This is a genomic window from Pseudoalteromonas sp. NSLLW24 (assembly GCF_015864725.1).
GTDB classification, from domain to species: domain Bacteria; phylum Pseudomonadota; class Gammaproteobacteria; order Enterobacterales; family Alteromonadaceae; genus Pseudoalteromonas; species Pseudoalteromonas arctica.
The window spans coordinates 238,573-252,057 of record NZ_JADYWQ010000005.1 but is presented as its reverse complement, the minus strand read 5'-3'; the positions used below and the strand labels follow the sequence as shown (position 1 = coordinate 252,057).

The following is a 13,485-nucleotide window of genomic DNA, read 5'->3' as shown; positions in this document are numbered from 1 at the left end:
AAGAGTTTATGCCCATTTACTTGCCATTTTTTCACGATTAAGCGCAAGCCACTGCATACAAATAACCGTTGCCGCATTATCCATTTCACCGTTATTGAGGCGCATTAGCGCATCATCAACTGATAGAATGTGAGTTTTTATATCCTCCCCTTCAGTTTCAAGACCATATACACCTGATTTCACTTGGCTTAAGTCAGTACGCGCTAAATATAAATGTAAGCGCTCAGTTGTGCCACCAGGGCTTGATAGGTATGAAAGCATAAATTCAAGTTCAGTTAATTCAAGCCCAGCTTCTTCATACGCTTCTTTTTTTACAACTGATTCGTAATCAGTGCTGCCGTCTGTCATTCCAGCTATACACTCTAGCAGCCAAGGCGAATGCTTGCTTTTAATAGCGCCAATACGTATTTGCTCAATTAAAAGAACAGTATCTGATATTGGATCGTAAGGGAGTACTGCAATTGCATCGCCACGTTCTAATATTTCTCGGCTAATTACTTTAGATTTTCCACCCGCAAAAAGAGCATGTTCAAATTGGTATAAATCAACCTGAAAAAAACCTTTATAAAGGTTTTTTGTTGGCTTTAAATTCACATCTTTATGTGTAAATTGAACGAGTTTTTTATCAACCACGTAGCTACCTCCTACTTATCTAAAGCTTTAAAATGCGTTAATATATTCTGTTACACTTGAACATACTGTTTTACTAATTATTTTTTTTGTTATGCAGTAAAACAGGTTAACATGCTTTTAGTACAAAAATTGTCTAAGGACCGAACCCCACATGAAAAAGAACATTCTTGCGGCGCTAGTTAGTTTATCATGCGCATTAGGTGCAACAGCAGTGAAAGCTGAAGATTTACTACAAGTTTTTGAAATAGCGACAGCTAACGATCCTACTGTTTTAAAAGCAAAAGCCCAAGCCGATGCGCAGTCTTACCAAAGCGATTTGGCGATGAGTGCACTATTACCTCAAATTGGTTTAACTATGGGTTATACAAAAAGCGATGCAACGTCGTACCAAAGCGTTGGCGACTTATCTAACCAAGTAAAAGTTGAAAGTGATACAGACCAATTCTCTCGCGGTGTGAGCTTAAGCCAAACATTATTTGATTTAGGTGCCTGGAATACGTTAGATATTGCCGACAAGCAAGCGCTTCAAGCAAGCGGCCTATACGATGCAGCTAAACAAAACTTAATTGTACGCGTTGCTGAAGGTTATTTTAACGTATTAAGTGCAAGCGATAACCTTGAATTTGTTGAAGCTGAAAAACGTGCAATTGAACGTCAACTTGAGCAAACAAAACAACGTTATGCGGTAGGCTTAACAGCAATTACAGACGTACACGAAGCGCAAGCTCAGTTTGATAACTCTGTAGCTCAAGAAATTATTGCAGGTAATGCTGTAGAAACAGCACGTGAGCAACTTCGTGAGATTACAGGTAAATATCACGAAAAATTAGACTTTTTAAATACAGATACTTTCTCAACAACTAAACCAACTAAGCGCTCAAGCGACTTTGTTAAAGTAGCTGAAGATAAAAATATAAACCTACAAGTGTCTAAAGTAACGGTTGATATTGCAAAAGATCAAATTGAATTAGCAAAAGCGGGTCATTATCCAAAGCTGACACTAAGTGCTAGTTATGGCGATTCTCTTACAGACAATCAAATAAATGGCGCTAACTTTGATGATCAGCCTCGTTCAGACTCAAGCTCTGTAGGGCTTAACTTTAGCGTGCCTTTATATTCAGGTGGTGCAACAGTTGCTGCAACAAATCAGGCCCGTGCGTTTTACGTAGGTGCGAGCCAAGACTATGAAACAAATTACCGCGCAGTAACTCGCACAGTAATTACATCTTATAATCAAGTTGTTTCAGACATTGCTACTTACAAAGCGCTAGAGCAAGCGGTTGTTTCAGCTCAAAGTGCCCTTAAAGCAACTGAAGCTGGTTTTGAAGTAGGTACTCGTACCATTGTTGACGTACTAGTAAGTACGCAAAATTTGTACGATGCAAAGCGTAACCTTGCTGATGTACGTTACCGTTATGTGTTATCTACCCTTCGCCTAAAACAAGCTGCGGGTACATTAACAAGTGCAGATTTAGTTGCTATAAACCAAGGTTTAAAAGCCGCTTAATTTTCATTACTCGTGCAGTATGAACACATTGGAAGCCAGCTAAATGCTGGCTTTTTGTATTTTACAGCGCTTAGCGTTAAACTATCGTTTTTATTCTCAGAGATATTTTTGTGGTCACCTCATCTCCTTTTAAAGCATCTTTTTTGGGCCCTCGATACTGGTTAACGTGGATTGGCGTTCTATTTTTATATTTAATTTCTTGGTTACCGCAAAAACTACAATTAGCAATGGGTAAACAGCTTGGTCGCTTAGTTCATAAATTTATGAAGCGCCGTCGCCATATTGCAGAAGTAAATATTAAGCTGTGTTTTCCTGATATGAGCGCAGCAGATCAAAAAGACCTTGTGCTCAAAAATATGGAAAACACCGGTATTGCAATGGTTGAGACTGGCATGGCCTGGTGGTGGCCACAGTGGCGAGCACAAAAAGCATTAGGGTCTTTTAAAGGGCTTGAGCACTTTGAACGCGTACAAGCGTCTGGTAAAGGTGTTTTATTGCTTGTACCTCATATTCTGCATCTTGAAATGGCTAGCCGTATTATGGGCTTAGAGTGTCAGGGTGTTGGCTTTTATCGCCCTCATAACAACCCACTAATGGAATACTTTACGACTAATGGGCGCCTTCGCTCTAACGAATATTTAATCGGTCGAAAAGATGTAAAAGGTTTACTAAAAGCATTAAAAAATAAAAAGGTATGTTATTACTTACCCGATCAAGATTACGGTCGTAACCGCTGTGAATTTGTCCCATTTTACGCAGTACCTGACGCTGCAACTACAACGGGTACTCTTATGTTTGCAGGCAGTAAAAACTGCGAAACAATGAGTTTAATAACTCGCCGTGATGAAAATGGTAAATATCACTTAGAAATACTGCCAGAGCTTGAAAACTTCCCCAGTGGTGATAATAAGGCTGATGTAACACGTGTAAATCAACGCATGGAACAATCTGTTAATGCCGCACCCGAACAATATATGTGGCTACACCGTCGTTTTAAAACTCGACCTGATAAAAATACCCCTTCTTTTTATAAAAAGTAATGGTATAACAATAATAGGAACAAATAAGGTGGGTAATAATCATGTGGTTTTGGATTAAGCATTTATCATTTGCAGCTGTACTAATAGCACTCGCCGTATACTTTTTGTTGAGTGATGGTTCTTTATTTGATATTAAAAAATCTAAAAATGCAGCTGCCGAAGGATTATCACGTTTTTACTCTTCTATTCGTAACCAAGTAAAAAGTAATAAAGAACGAGATCAATTTGTTTTAAAACTTAAAACACCAGAACAAACCTTGGATAGAGTATTGGCTGAACGTGCGCGAACAGTAGATCCAATGCCTACAAATTGGACTGGAGAAGTTGAGCCTAGGCGCTTTGAAAATGGCACAACACTTAAAGACGTACTCTATCAATATGCTAAAAATGAAGGTATTGAGCTTTACTGGTATTTAAGTAAAGACTACGTAGTTAAAGATCATTTTAGAGTAGACAGCAACTTTACTTCAGCACTTTATCAAATTGGTCGTGCTATAAATGACGACTTTGAGCATGAGGTTTACACTTACTTTTGCCACAAACAAAGAGCAGCGGTTATTACAGAGTTACCATCAGAATTTGTGAGAACAAACTGTTTAAAGCTAAAGGTTTAAGGGTTTAAGGGTTTACACGTACAAAAAACCCAAGCAAGCGCTTGGGTTTTACAATTCAATTCAATTCAATTCAATTCAATTCAATTCAAAAATACTATTCCAAATATTCGTTACGTTAGTAATATCTTGTAAAAAAGCTTCTCGCGAGATCAATTTGCCTTTTTGATCCAAGCTCAGCACGTGATAACACGAGCGATAATCAATATACGCTTTGATCAACTGCTGTTTTTGCTCTTTAGTAATACAGCCTATATTTGCTGCATCCGTTAATATTCTTACGTTATCTGAATAAACGGTAAGCTGCTCAAACTCATTCGCGTGTTTAAGTACTAAATATTGCGTAATAAACTCAATATCAGCCATACCACCAATATCTTGTTTTAAATCAAATTGTTCAGTATTTCCTTTCGCTAGATGATCGCGCATTTTTTCGCGCATTTTTATTACATCGGCTTTTAACACGGTATCATCGCGCTGTTGGCAAAGAATACTTTTACGAATTTGTGAAAAACGCTCTATAAGATCGTCTTGGCCCAAAATTAACCGAGCCCGCACAAGTGCTTGATGTTCCCACGTCCATGCTTGAGTTTGCTGATAGTGATTAAAGCTCTCTAAATTGATAGCAAGTAAACCTGATGCACCTTCAGGGCGTAATCGCGTATCAAGCTCATACAAAATACCCGATGCAGTACGAGTATTAAATAAATGCATTAAGCGCTGAGCGAGTTTTAAATAAAACTGGCGAGAATCTATCGGTTTTTCACCATTGGTTTGGCTTGAGCCATCATGATTATGCACAAACACCAAATCTAAATCTGAGTCGTACCCTACTTCTAAGCCGCCTGTTTTACCATATGCAATAACAGCAAAACCTTTGTTTTCATCATCAGTGCCAGGGGGCATACCAAAACGCTTAACGGTGTTATGCCATGCAATATTAACAGCTTGATCAACAATCGCTTCAGCCAATACGGTTAAGTGATCGCTTACTTTCATTACATCAAGAACACCGGTTGCATCAGCAGCAGCAATTCGTAATTGATGCGTTTGCTTAAATTGCCTAAGCGACTCCATTTGCAGTTCTAAATCGTCATGCTCTATTCGCAAAAAATACTGTCTTATTTCATCTTTATAAGCGGTTAATGGTGTCGGTTTATAAAGAACAGCCGGGTCTATTAGCTCATCCAGCAATATAGGGTAGCGAGAAATATGCTCGCCTATCCATTTGCTATGACAACACAGTAAAACAAGTTGCTTTAATGCACCTTGGTTTTCGTACAGCAATTCTAAATAAGCAGTACGTGAAATTATCTTATTAAAAATTTGGCAAACCATTGTAAAAGCAGCTGCGCTGGCATTAAAGTCATTTAACTGGCTCAATAAAACAGGCATTAATTTATCAAGGGTTTCACGCCCTCGGTTACCTATGTTGACCTTAGACAGCCTTAATTTAAAATCGTTAAGGGGTGCTTGCCATTCATCTCTAGCCTCTTTTAGAAAGCTCACATCACCATGATCCCAAGCACTAATAAATGCACCTTCACAGGTATCTAGTGGCGCGGTTTCTTCGCCAATAACGAGTGCAAACTCGCCGTTAACTTGCTTCATTACCTTTTCAATAGTGATTAAAGTGGCAGAAAAATCAGCTTGTTCTAATAATAAGTTTAAGCGCTGCTGGTTCAATTCATCATCGGGGAGTGTTTGCGTTTGCTGATCGTCAAATATTTGTAAGTACTGTTCAACTTTTCGCAAATAAAGGTAATTGCGTTTAAGCTCGCTCGCTTCTTGCTCATCTATAACTTGGCTAAGTGCCAGCTCATTTAATGCTTTAAGTAATGATTGAGTTTGTAAATTAGCCTCTCGCCCACCTCGTACCATTTGTAGGGCTTGCACTATAAATTCAACTTCACGAATACCACCAGCTCCTAATTTTATATTATTAGTTAAGCGTTTACGGCGAACCTCTTGTGCAATCATTAACTTCATTTTACGCAAAGATTCAATCACCGAAAAATCAATATACCGGCGATAAACAAACGGCTTTAAAAGCTTAATAAATTCATCCCAATATTTGTTAGGCGTGCCAATTAAGCGCCCTTTTAACATCGCGTAGCGTTCCCAGTCGCGACCTTGTTCTTGGTAGTAATCTTCAATGGCATTAAAGCTCATAACCAAAGGGCCACTTTCGCCAAACGGGCGTAGGCGCATATCAACCCTAAATACCTGCCCGTCACCGGTGGCTTGGTTAAGTGATGCAATGAGCTTTTGTGCAACTTTGGTATAAAATACTTGAGCCTCAAGGCTTCTGCGGCCACCTTGGGTTTTTGTACTGCGCGGATATGCAAAAATGAGATCAATATCAGAGGAGTAATTTAGCTCTTGTCCGCCAAGTTTTCCCATACCCAACACCATTAACGGCATTGCTTGGTTTTGCTCATCAAGCGGCTCACCATTTACTTTTGCCACCTGTGCATGCGCCCATTGGTTAGCACTATTTATTAGCATGTCAGCCAGTTGGCTTATGTAATTAATACTATCGGCAATGGGATTGTTACAGCATAAATCTAAAAAGGCGACTTTGAGCCAGTACTTTTCACGATATTGGCGAAATACTTTATGGCACTGCACTTCATCAATATCAGCTAAATTAAGGTTTTTAAAAGGAGAATCTATTACTCTATTTTGTATTTCGTCTTTGCATAATAGCCAAGTATTTAAATCAGGTTGTGATTCTAAACTGCGCCAAGCAAAGTCGCTTAATGCTAATAACCTTACAACTTCACTTTGTTTACTTTGCTGCGGGTATAACTGTTCAAAGCGCATCAAGCCAAGTTTTTGTAATTGAATAGGAAGTTGCTTTACGTTACTCATCAATCCTCTCTTTTATATCATCAATAACCGTACTAGAATGATTAAAACCTAGAAAGGTTAACTTAATTAGGATTACCATGTCATATTTGTCTTTATCTAACACTAGTTTTATTGCGATTGCCATTAGTTTTGCGGTTATTTGCATAACTATTTTTTGTTTACGAGTTGTCACTCAAATCAAAGCAAAACAAGCGCTTAAAGATGAGCTAGCACAACACGACAACTTTGCCATGGGTATTAGTTTTGCATCTGAAATATCAGTTGTTATAGCCACTATGGCTTTCTTATTTGACGAAATAAGTATAAGTACCGCACAGTCAAACCCGTTAAAAGTGTTAATTATTATTATTCTTTTATTCACTTTTATAAAAGTGGGTCATTTAATTCACAGAAAATGGATACTCCACAGGTTTAACGAAGAAGCTGCCATACTAAAACAAAATGTATGTGCTGCATTGGTAGATTCAGGCATGTTAATCGCTAACTGTATTATCGCACTTGGCTTGTACACGTGGACGCACACCCAAGGATTTAGCAACTTACTTATTGCTTGTGTTAGCTTTTTTACGCTTCAGGGAATGTTTGCACTGGATAGTAAAATACGAGAACACCGCTTTGCAAAAGCAAATCAAGGAGCTTCGCTACAAAGTAACTTTAACCTAGAGAATACATCTATTGGTATAAGGTATGCTGGCAAATCAATAGGTTTAGCATTGGCTGTGTATGCTGGTTTATCTAGCGCAGCATTTCAAAACGGTAAAATGGTAGAAAACATATTTACACTCGTTATGCATTGCGGTGTAATGTGGATACTGCTTTACAGCTTAACGTATGTGATAAAAGTTATCTCTTTACCAAATATTGATACGGCTCTTGAAATAGACCATCAAGATAATATTGGGGTAGCATGTATAGAGTTTGCTGTTTTTTGTGCTATAGGCTATTTACTTATTAGCATGTTTTCTCTTTAGACCTTTTTACTAAAATACAGCCATTAAAAGTCTGCATTTAAGTAATAATGGTAATTACTTAAATGCAACAAGGTCCTAGCTCTATGCCACTTGAAATAACGAATTACTTGTTAATTGACATAGACAACGAATTTAGCCGAGCATTTGCCGAATACTATGTAAATAATAATGGTAAAACAAAAGCGAGTACGCTTATTGCAGCAGGCAGTAATACCCGCCAGTTAGTAAAAATGATGTTTGACGAACTTATTAAAGACTATAGTTATTGCGACCTTGAAAACGAAATAAGCGTTTCTGAATTAATTAACTATCTAAAAGAGCATCACGATTTACACGGAGTCCTTTTTAATAGTACCGATTACTTACTAGCAAGCGATAAACAACGCTTTATTTATAACTCGTTACATGAAAAGCGCTTTTTAATAAGCTTTGATGATACAGGCTATACACTAAGCCTAGTTACTGACGAGACGTTAACAGAACCTTCGCAAAATCATCACGATATAGCGCACACACCACAAGATTTAATAGACCTTGCAGAGCAACTTAATAAAAATAAATAATTGCGCACAGCTCCCAGCTTACTTACCATAGCAGTATATATTTTTACGCTAAGTAATAAGTGACGCCCTATGCGAGTTCCTCATATTTATCAAACATCGAGTATTGCCCTAAACACCCCTGTAACTTTAGATGACGATGCTGCAGGGCATATTGGCAGAGTGCTGCGCATGAAAGTAGGCGAGCATGTATCTATTTTTAATGGCGAAGGCGGCGAATACCTTAGTGAAATAATTGAGGTAACAAAAAAAACAGTCGTCGTAATGCCGTTAGAGCTTAATCCTCATGATGTAGAATCCCCGCTTAAAATTCATTTAGGCCAGTGTGTATCCCGTGGTGATAAAATGGATTTTACAATTCAAAAGTCAGTTGAACTGGGCATTACCGAAATCACCCCTATTTTTAGTCAGCGCTGTGGCGTGAAACTAATGGGCGATCGTCTTGAGAAAAAACACCAACAATGGCAAAAAATTGCAATAGCAGCGGCAGAGCAATCTGGGCGTAATTTTGTGCCAATTATTCATCCCCCTGTAGATTTAAAACAATGGCTTGCACAACAAACCAATGCAATTAAGCTCACTCTTCACCCTCGTGCTGAGCACAGCATTAAAACCATTACGGTACCTAAAGATGGCGTACGCTTTTTAGTCGGCCCAGAAGGCGGCTTTACCGACGATGAAATAGCACTAACTAAACAACTAGAATTTGTGGATATTCGCTTAGGCCCGCGCGTTTTACGAACGGAAACAGCCGCTTTAACGGTCTTAAGTGCATTACAACTTCAATTTGGCGATTTAGCTAATTGAAATAACTAAAAGCACCCTCATATAAACAGTAACATTTATAGTAAGGCACAGCGCATGGCAATTAAGTTAGGTATTATTTCAGATCCTATTAGTGGATTTAACATCAAAAAAGACACCGGTTTTGCAATGATGATGCAAGCGCAAGAACGCGGCTACGAAATTTATTATATGGAGATGGATGATTTATCTCTTCGTAAAGGTAAGTCGTACGCTACAGCGTCTAAAGCGCAAGTGTTTAATAATGCAGAAAAATGGTACGAGCTTGAAGAAAAAGCCACTATAGCCCTTGCCGACCTTGATGTTATTTTAATGCGAAAAGATCCTCCTTTTGATACCGAATACATTTACGCGACGTATATTTTAGAGCGTGCAGAACAAGAAGGTACGTTAATAATTAACAAGCCACAAAGCCTTCGCGATGCTAACGAAAAGCTATTTACAGCATGGTTTAGCGAACATACGCCAGACACACTTGTTACACGTAGCCAAAAACAAATTCGTGAGTTTTTAGCCGAGCATAAAGACATTATTTTAAAACCCCTTGATGGCATGGGTGGCGCATCTATTTTCCGCCTTAGAGAAGACGATGCCAACATTGGTGTAATTTGTGAAACGCTAACCGAGCACGGCAGCCGCTTTGCTATGGTGCAAAATTACATCCCAGAGATCAAACAAGGCGACAAGCGCGTATTGGTTATTGATGGTGAGGTTATTCCGTATTGTTTAGCGCGAATTCCACAAAATGGTGAAACACGCGGTAATTTAGCTGTTGGCGGTCGAGGCGAAGCCCGTCCACTTAGCGAGTCAGATTTAAAAATAGCGCAAGCGGTTGCACCAACGCTTAAAGAAAAAGGCTTAATATTTGTAGGTTTAGATATTATTGGCGATAAATTAACTGAAATTAACGTAACTGCACCAACGTGCGTGCGCGAAATTGAAGCTGCTTATGATATTTCTATTACAGGTATTTTGTTTGATGCCATTGAAAGAAAGCTAGATAAATAAGTATCTACCTATCGTTATTAAAAGCACTTTCGTGTCATAAATTTTAATATAGTTGTTAACTATTAATTTTTAAACTGTATGAAAGTGCTTTTTTAGTTTTAAAAACAAAGGTATGTGCCATACTCAAAGTTCATTAACTAAAAAGGGTGAAATCTATGCAGTCATTAGAAAATCATTTTTTAATCGCGATGCCGTCGATGCAAGACCCTTTTTTTAAACGTGCTGTTACCTATATTTGTGAGCACAATGAAGATGGGGCTATGGGCTTGGTAATAAACCAACCTATTGATGTTACCGTTGGCGAACTTTTAGATAAAATAGAAATTGATAACGACAAAACGCAAAACGCAGCAAAAGTAAGTGTGTTTGCAGGCGGACCCGTTAAAACTGACCGTGGTTTTGTTTTGCACTCTCCTCAATCAGGTTATTCAGCAAGCCAAAAACTCAGTAGCGATATTATGATCACTACCTCAAAAGACGTTTTAGCAAGCTTAACTACCGCACAAGCACCTGAACAATTTATTATTACATTGGGTTATTCAGGGTGGGAGCAAGGACAACTCGAACAAGAGTTACTTGATAACAGTTGGTTGATCATAGAAGCCGATCCGAAGATCATTTTTGATACCCCCGTTGAAAAACGATGGGAAAAAGCAGTTTCAATGTTGGGCTTTGATATTAGCCAACTCAGCCCTGAAGCTGGTCACGCATAATAGTAACTTAACCCTTAGCAAACTTAAACAAGATACACATGACAAAAAAATCGCTTAAGCCGCAAGGCGAACGCACTGTAATGGGCTTTGACTTTGGCACCAAAAGTATTGGTATTGCTATTGGGCAAGAGCTAACAGGCAGCGCCTCTGGCCTTAAGGCTGTAAAAGCACAAGATGGCATTCCTAACTGGGACCATATTGCTGTACAAGTAACCGAATGGCAGCCTGACTTAATGGTTGTTGGCTTACCACTAAATATGGATGGAACGTCACAAGAGGTTACCTTTAAAGCAAAAAAGTTTGCCAACAGATTACATAATCATTATGGCATTCCGGTACAAACACAAGACGAGCGTTTAACGACTGCGGATGCTAAAGCGCGACTTTTTGAAAGTGGTGGCTATAAAAACTTAGGCAAAGGTAACGTAGATAATATGTCTGCGGTTATTATTTTAGAAAGTTTTTTTGAGTCTAGTTACGGTGAATAAACAGGCTATATAAATAACCTGTTATATAAATAAAAAGCGCCAATTGGCGCTTTTTTTATATTAAGTATTTATATTCATTACTTTTTAAATCATTGATCGCTATTTTTATCGTCAAGGCCATCAATAGTAACGCCTTGTAAAAAGCCCGCACCTTGCTGTTCGTTATTGCGCAGTTTAATCATTAAGCGTAAATCATTTGGCGAATCAGCATGATGCAGTGCATCAGCGTAATTAATTCGCTGCTGTCTATACAGCTCAAATAATGCTTGGTCAAAGGTTTGCATGCCCATTTCTTTCGATTTAGCCATTGCCTCTTTAATACCACCAATATCACCGTTTTTAATCAGTTCAGCAACCATTGGTGAGTTAAGCAATATTTCAATAGCTGCAACACGGCTTTCACCATCAGCAGTCGGCACTAATTGCTGCGCCACGATAGCACGTAAATTAAGTGCTAAATCGTACTTAAGCTTATCGTGTTTTTCTTTTGGAACTAAATGCATAATACGGTCAATCGCTTGGTTAGCATTATTAGCATGCAGTGTTGCAACACATAAATGACCTGTTTCGGCAAAGCTTAGTGCGTATTCCATAGTTTCTTGAGAGCGAATTTCACCAATCAAAATTACATCGGGAGCTTGGCGTAATGAGCTTTTAAGTGCTGACTCAAAGCTTTCGGTATCAAGCCCTACTTCGCGTTGAGTAATAATACTTTTACGATGCTCATGAACAAATTCAATCGGATCTTCAATAGTCAGTATATGACCACGTTGATGTCGGTTTCTGTAGCCAATAAGTGCGGCTAGCGAGGTTGATTTACCCGTGCCAGTACCACCAACGAACAAAACAAGGCCACGCTTAGACATAATTACATCGGTAAGAATAGAAGGAAGACCTAGCTCACTCACATCAGGTATTTGCGTAACAATACGGCGAATAACCATACCTGCTTTATCGCGTTGCCAAAAGGCAGAAATACGAAAGCGTCCTTCGTCGGTGGCAATCGCAAAGTTACATTCTTTCGTTGTATGAAACTCTGCTTTTTGCTTTTCGCTCATTGCAGATTCAACTAACTCAAGCGATTGCTCATCTGTAAGCCTATCGTCACTGAGGGCTGTTAGCTCGCCGTTTATTTTTGCACTTACAGGTAGCTGACTCGATACAAATAAGTCAGAGCCTTTTTTCTCAATCATGATGAGTAAAAAGTCGTTTAAAGATAAAGCCATAATAGTTTCTTACCCGCCAAATTGTGTTTTGTCTTGTGCTTTTTCTTTCGCTGCCGCATTTGTAACAATGCCGTGATTAACTAAATTAGTTAAACATTGATCCATTGTTTGCATGCCCACAGACGCACCGGTTTGAATAGACGAGTACATTTGTGCAATTTTATCTTCACGAATTAAGTTACGAATAGCAGGTACTGCAATCATAATTTCGTGTGCTGCAACTCGCCCGCCACCAATCTTTTTAAGCAGTGTTTGCGAGATAACAGCACGCAAAGATTCAGATAACATTGAACGTACCATTGATTTTTCTTCACCTGGGAATACATCGATAATACGGTCAATGGTTTTTGGTGCAGATGTTGTATGCAACGTGCCAAACACTAAGTGACCCGTTTCAGCAGCGGTCATTGCAAGACGAATTGTTTCTAAATCACGTAACTCACCCACAAGTATTACATCTGGATCTTCACGCAATGCACTACGTAGCGCGTTTGAAAAGCTATGAGTATCGCGATGTACCTCACGTTGATTAATAAGGCTTAATTTATTATCGTGAACAAACTCGATTGGATCTTCTATTGTTAGAATATGGTGATGTTTATTTTGATTTATATAATCGACCATAGCGGCAAGTGTTGTTGATTTACCAGAGCCCGTTGGACCTGTCACTAACACGAGTCCACGTGGGGTATCGGAGATTGTTTTAAAAATATCTGGCGCACCTAAATCATCAAGCGTTAACACTTCACTTGGTATGGTACGAAATACCGCAGCAGGCCCGCGATTAGAGTTAAACGCATTCACACGAAAACGTGCTAAATTAGGCACTTCAAACGAAAAATCCACTTCGAGATTTTGTTCATAGTCCTTGCGTTGATTATCGTTCATAATATCGTAAACCAGACTGTTTACGTCTTTGTCTGCAAGGGCTGGTATATTAATGCGGCGAACATCACCGTCTACGCGTATCATAGGTGAAACACCCGACGATAAATGTAAATCGGATGCTTTGTGTTGCACACTAAACGCTAATAATTCGGTAATATCCAT

The 13,485-nt window shown here is 38.9% G+C and carries 13 protein-coding genes; 9 read left to right on the top strand and 4 right to left on the bottom strand.

From position 1 onward, the window contains the following. Positions 1-6: 6 nt before the first annotated feature. Entirely contained in the window at positions 7-633 is a 627-nt protein-coding gene (locus I6E72_RS07485; protein ID WP_165725184.1) for an NUDIX domain-containing protein, read from the bottom strand. A 151-nt stretch (positions 634-784) separates the two neighbouring features. On the opposite strand from I6E72_RS07485, the gene tolC reads away from it, so the two are divergent. From tolC to I6E72_RS07470, 3 genes are all read left to right on the top strand, one after another. Further along, entirely contained in the window at positions 785-2,140 is a 1,356-nt protein-coding gene (tolC, locus tag I6E72_RS07480; protein ID WP_024590686.1) for an outer membrane channel protein TolC, read from the top strand. A 110-nt stretch (positions 2,141-2,250) separates the two neighbouring features. Further along, a complete protein-coding gene (gene lpxL, locus I6E72_RS07475; protein WP_024590685.1) occupies positions 2,251-3,180 on the top strand; it encodes an LpxL/LpxP family Kdo(2)-lipid IV(A) lauroyl/palmitoleoyl acyltransferase in 930 nt (309 codons plus the stop codon). Between the two features lie 41 nt (positions 3,181-3,221). Continuing rightward, a complete protein-coding gene (locus I6E72_RS07470; RefSeq protein WP_101226493.1) occupies positions 3,222-3,794 on the top strand; it encodes a toxin co-regulated pilus biosynthesis Q family protein in 573 nt (190 codons plus the stop codon). Positions 3,795-3,869: 75 nt separating this feature from the next. Here the strand turns inward: I6E72_RS07470 and glnE are convergent, their stop codons facing one another. Next, complete coding sequence (glnE, locus tag I6E72_RS07465) at positions 3,870-6,665, bottom strand: bifunctional [glutamate--ammonia ligase]-adenylyl-L-tyrosine phosphorylase/[glutamate--ammonia-ligase] adenylyltransferase (protein ID WP_197111664.1); 2,796 nt, start codon at positions 6,663-6,665, stop codon at positions 3,870-3,872. A gap of 77 nt (positions 6,666-6,742) precedes the next feature. Between glnE and I6E72_RS07460 the strand changes: the two genes are divergently transcribed. The 6 genes from I6E72_RS07460 to ruvX all read left to right on the top strand — a co-directional run bounded on the left by I6E72_RS07460 (position 6,743) and on the right by ruvX (position 11,209). Next, entirely contained in the window at positions 6,743-7,636 is an 894-nt protein-coding gene (locus tag I6E72_RS07460) for a DUF350 domain-containing protein (protein ID WP_007585393.1), read from the top strand. A gap of 62 nt (positions 7,637-7,698) precedes the next feature. Then, positions 7,699-8,199 (top strand): hypothetical protein, encoded by a 501-nt coding sequence (locus I6E72_RS07455; protein WP_165739977.1) that lies wholly within the window; start codon positions 7,699-7,701, stop codon positions 8,197-8,199. A gap of 69 nt (positions 8,200-8,268) precedes the next feature. Beyond that, entirely contained in the window at positions 8,269-9,003 is a 735-nt protein-coding gene (gene rsmE / locus I6E72_RS07450; protein WP_024592834.1) for a 16S rRNA (uracil(1498)-N(3))-methyltransferase, read from the top strand. 54 nt (positions 9,004-9,057) lie between these two features. Then, positions 9,058-10,008 carry a glutathione synthase gene (gene gshB / locus I6E72_RS07445; protein ID WP_007585399.1) on the top strand — a complete coding sequence of 317 codons (951 nt, stop codon included), beginning with the start codon at positions 9,058-9,060 and terminating at the stop codon, positions 10,006-10,008. 155 nt (positions 10,009-10,163) lie between these two features. Next, complete coding sequence (locus tag I6E72_RS07440) at positions 10,164-10,721, top strand: YqgE/AlgH family protein (RefSeq protein ID WP_007585401.1); 558 nt, start codon at positions 10,164-10,166, stop codon at positions 10,719-10,721. Between the two features lie 38 nt (positions 10,722-10,759). Continuing rightward, complete coding sequence (ruvX, locus tag I6E72_RS07435) at positions 10,760-11,209, top strand: Holliday junction resolvase RuvX (protein WP_101163676.1); 450 nt, start codon at positions 10,760-10,762, stop codon at positions 11,207-11,209. An 89-nt stretch (positions 11,210-11,298) separates the two neighbouring features. Here the strand turns inward: ruvX and I6E72_RS07430 are convergent, their stop codons facing one another. Together I6E72_RS07430 and I6E72_RS07425 are read right to left on the bottom strand one after the other, a co-directional pair. Continuing rightward, a complete protein-coding gene (locus I6E72_RS07430; RefSeq protein ID WP_010553294.1) occupies positions 11,299-12,435 on the bottom strand; it encodes a PilT/PilU family type 4a pilus ATPase in 1,137 nt (378 codons plus the stop codon). Positions 12,436-12,444: 9 nt separating this feature from the next. After that, positions 12,445-13,485, bottom strand: a complete 1,041-nt coding sequence (locus I6E72_RS07425) for a type IV pilus twitching motility protein PilT (RefSeq protein WP_007585408.1) — start codon at positions 13,483-13,485, stop codon at positions 12,445-12,447.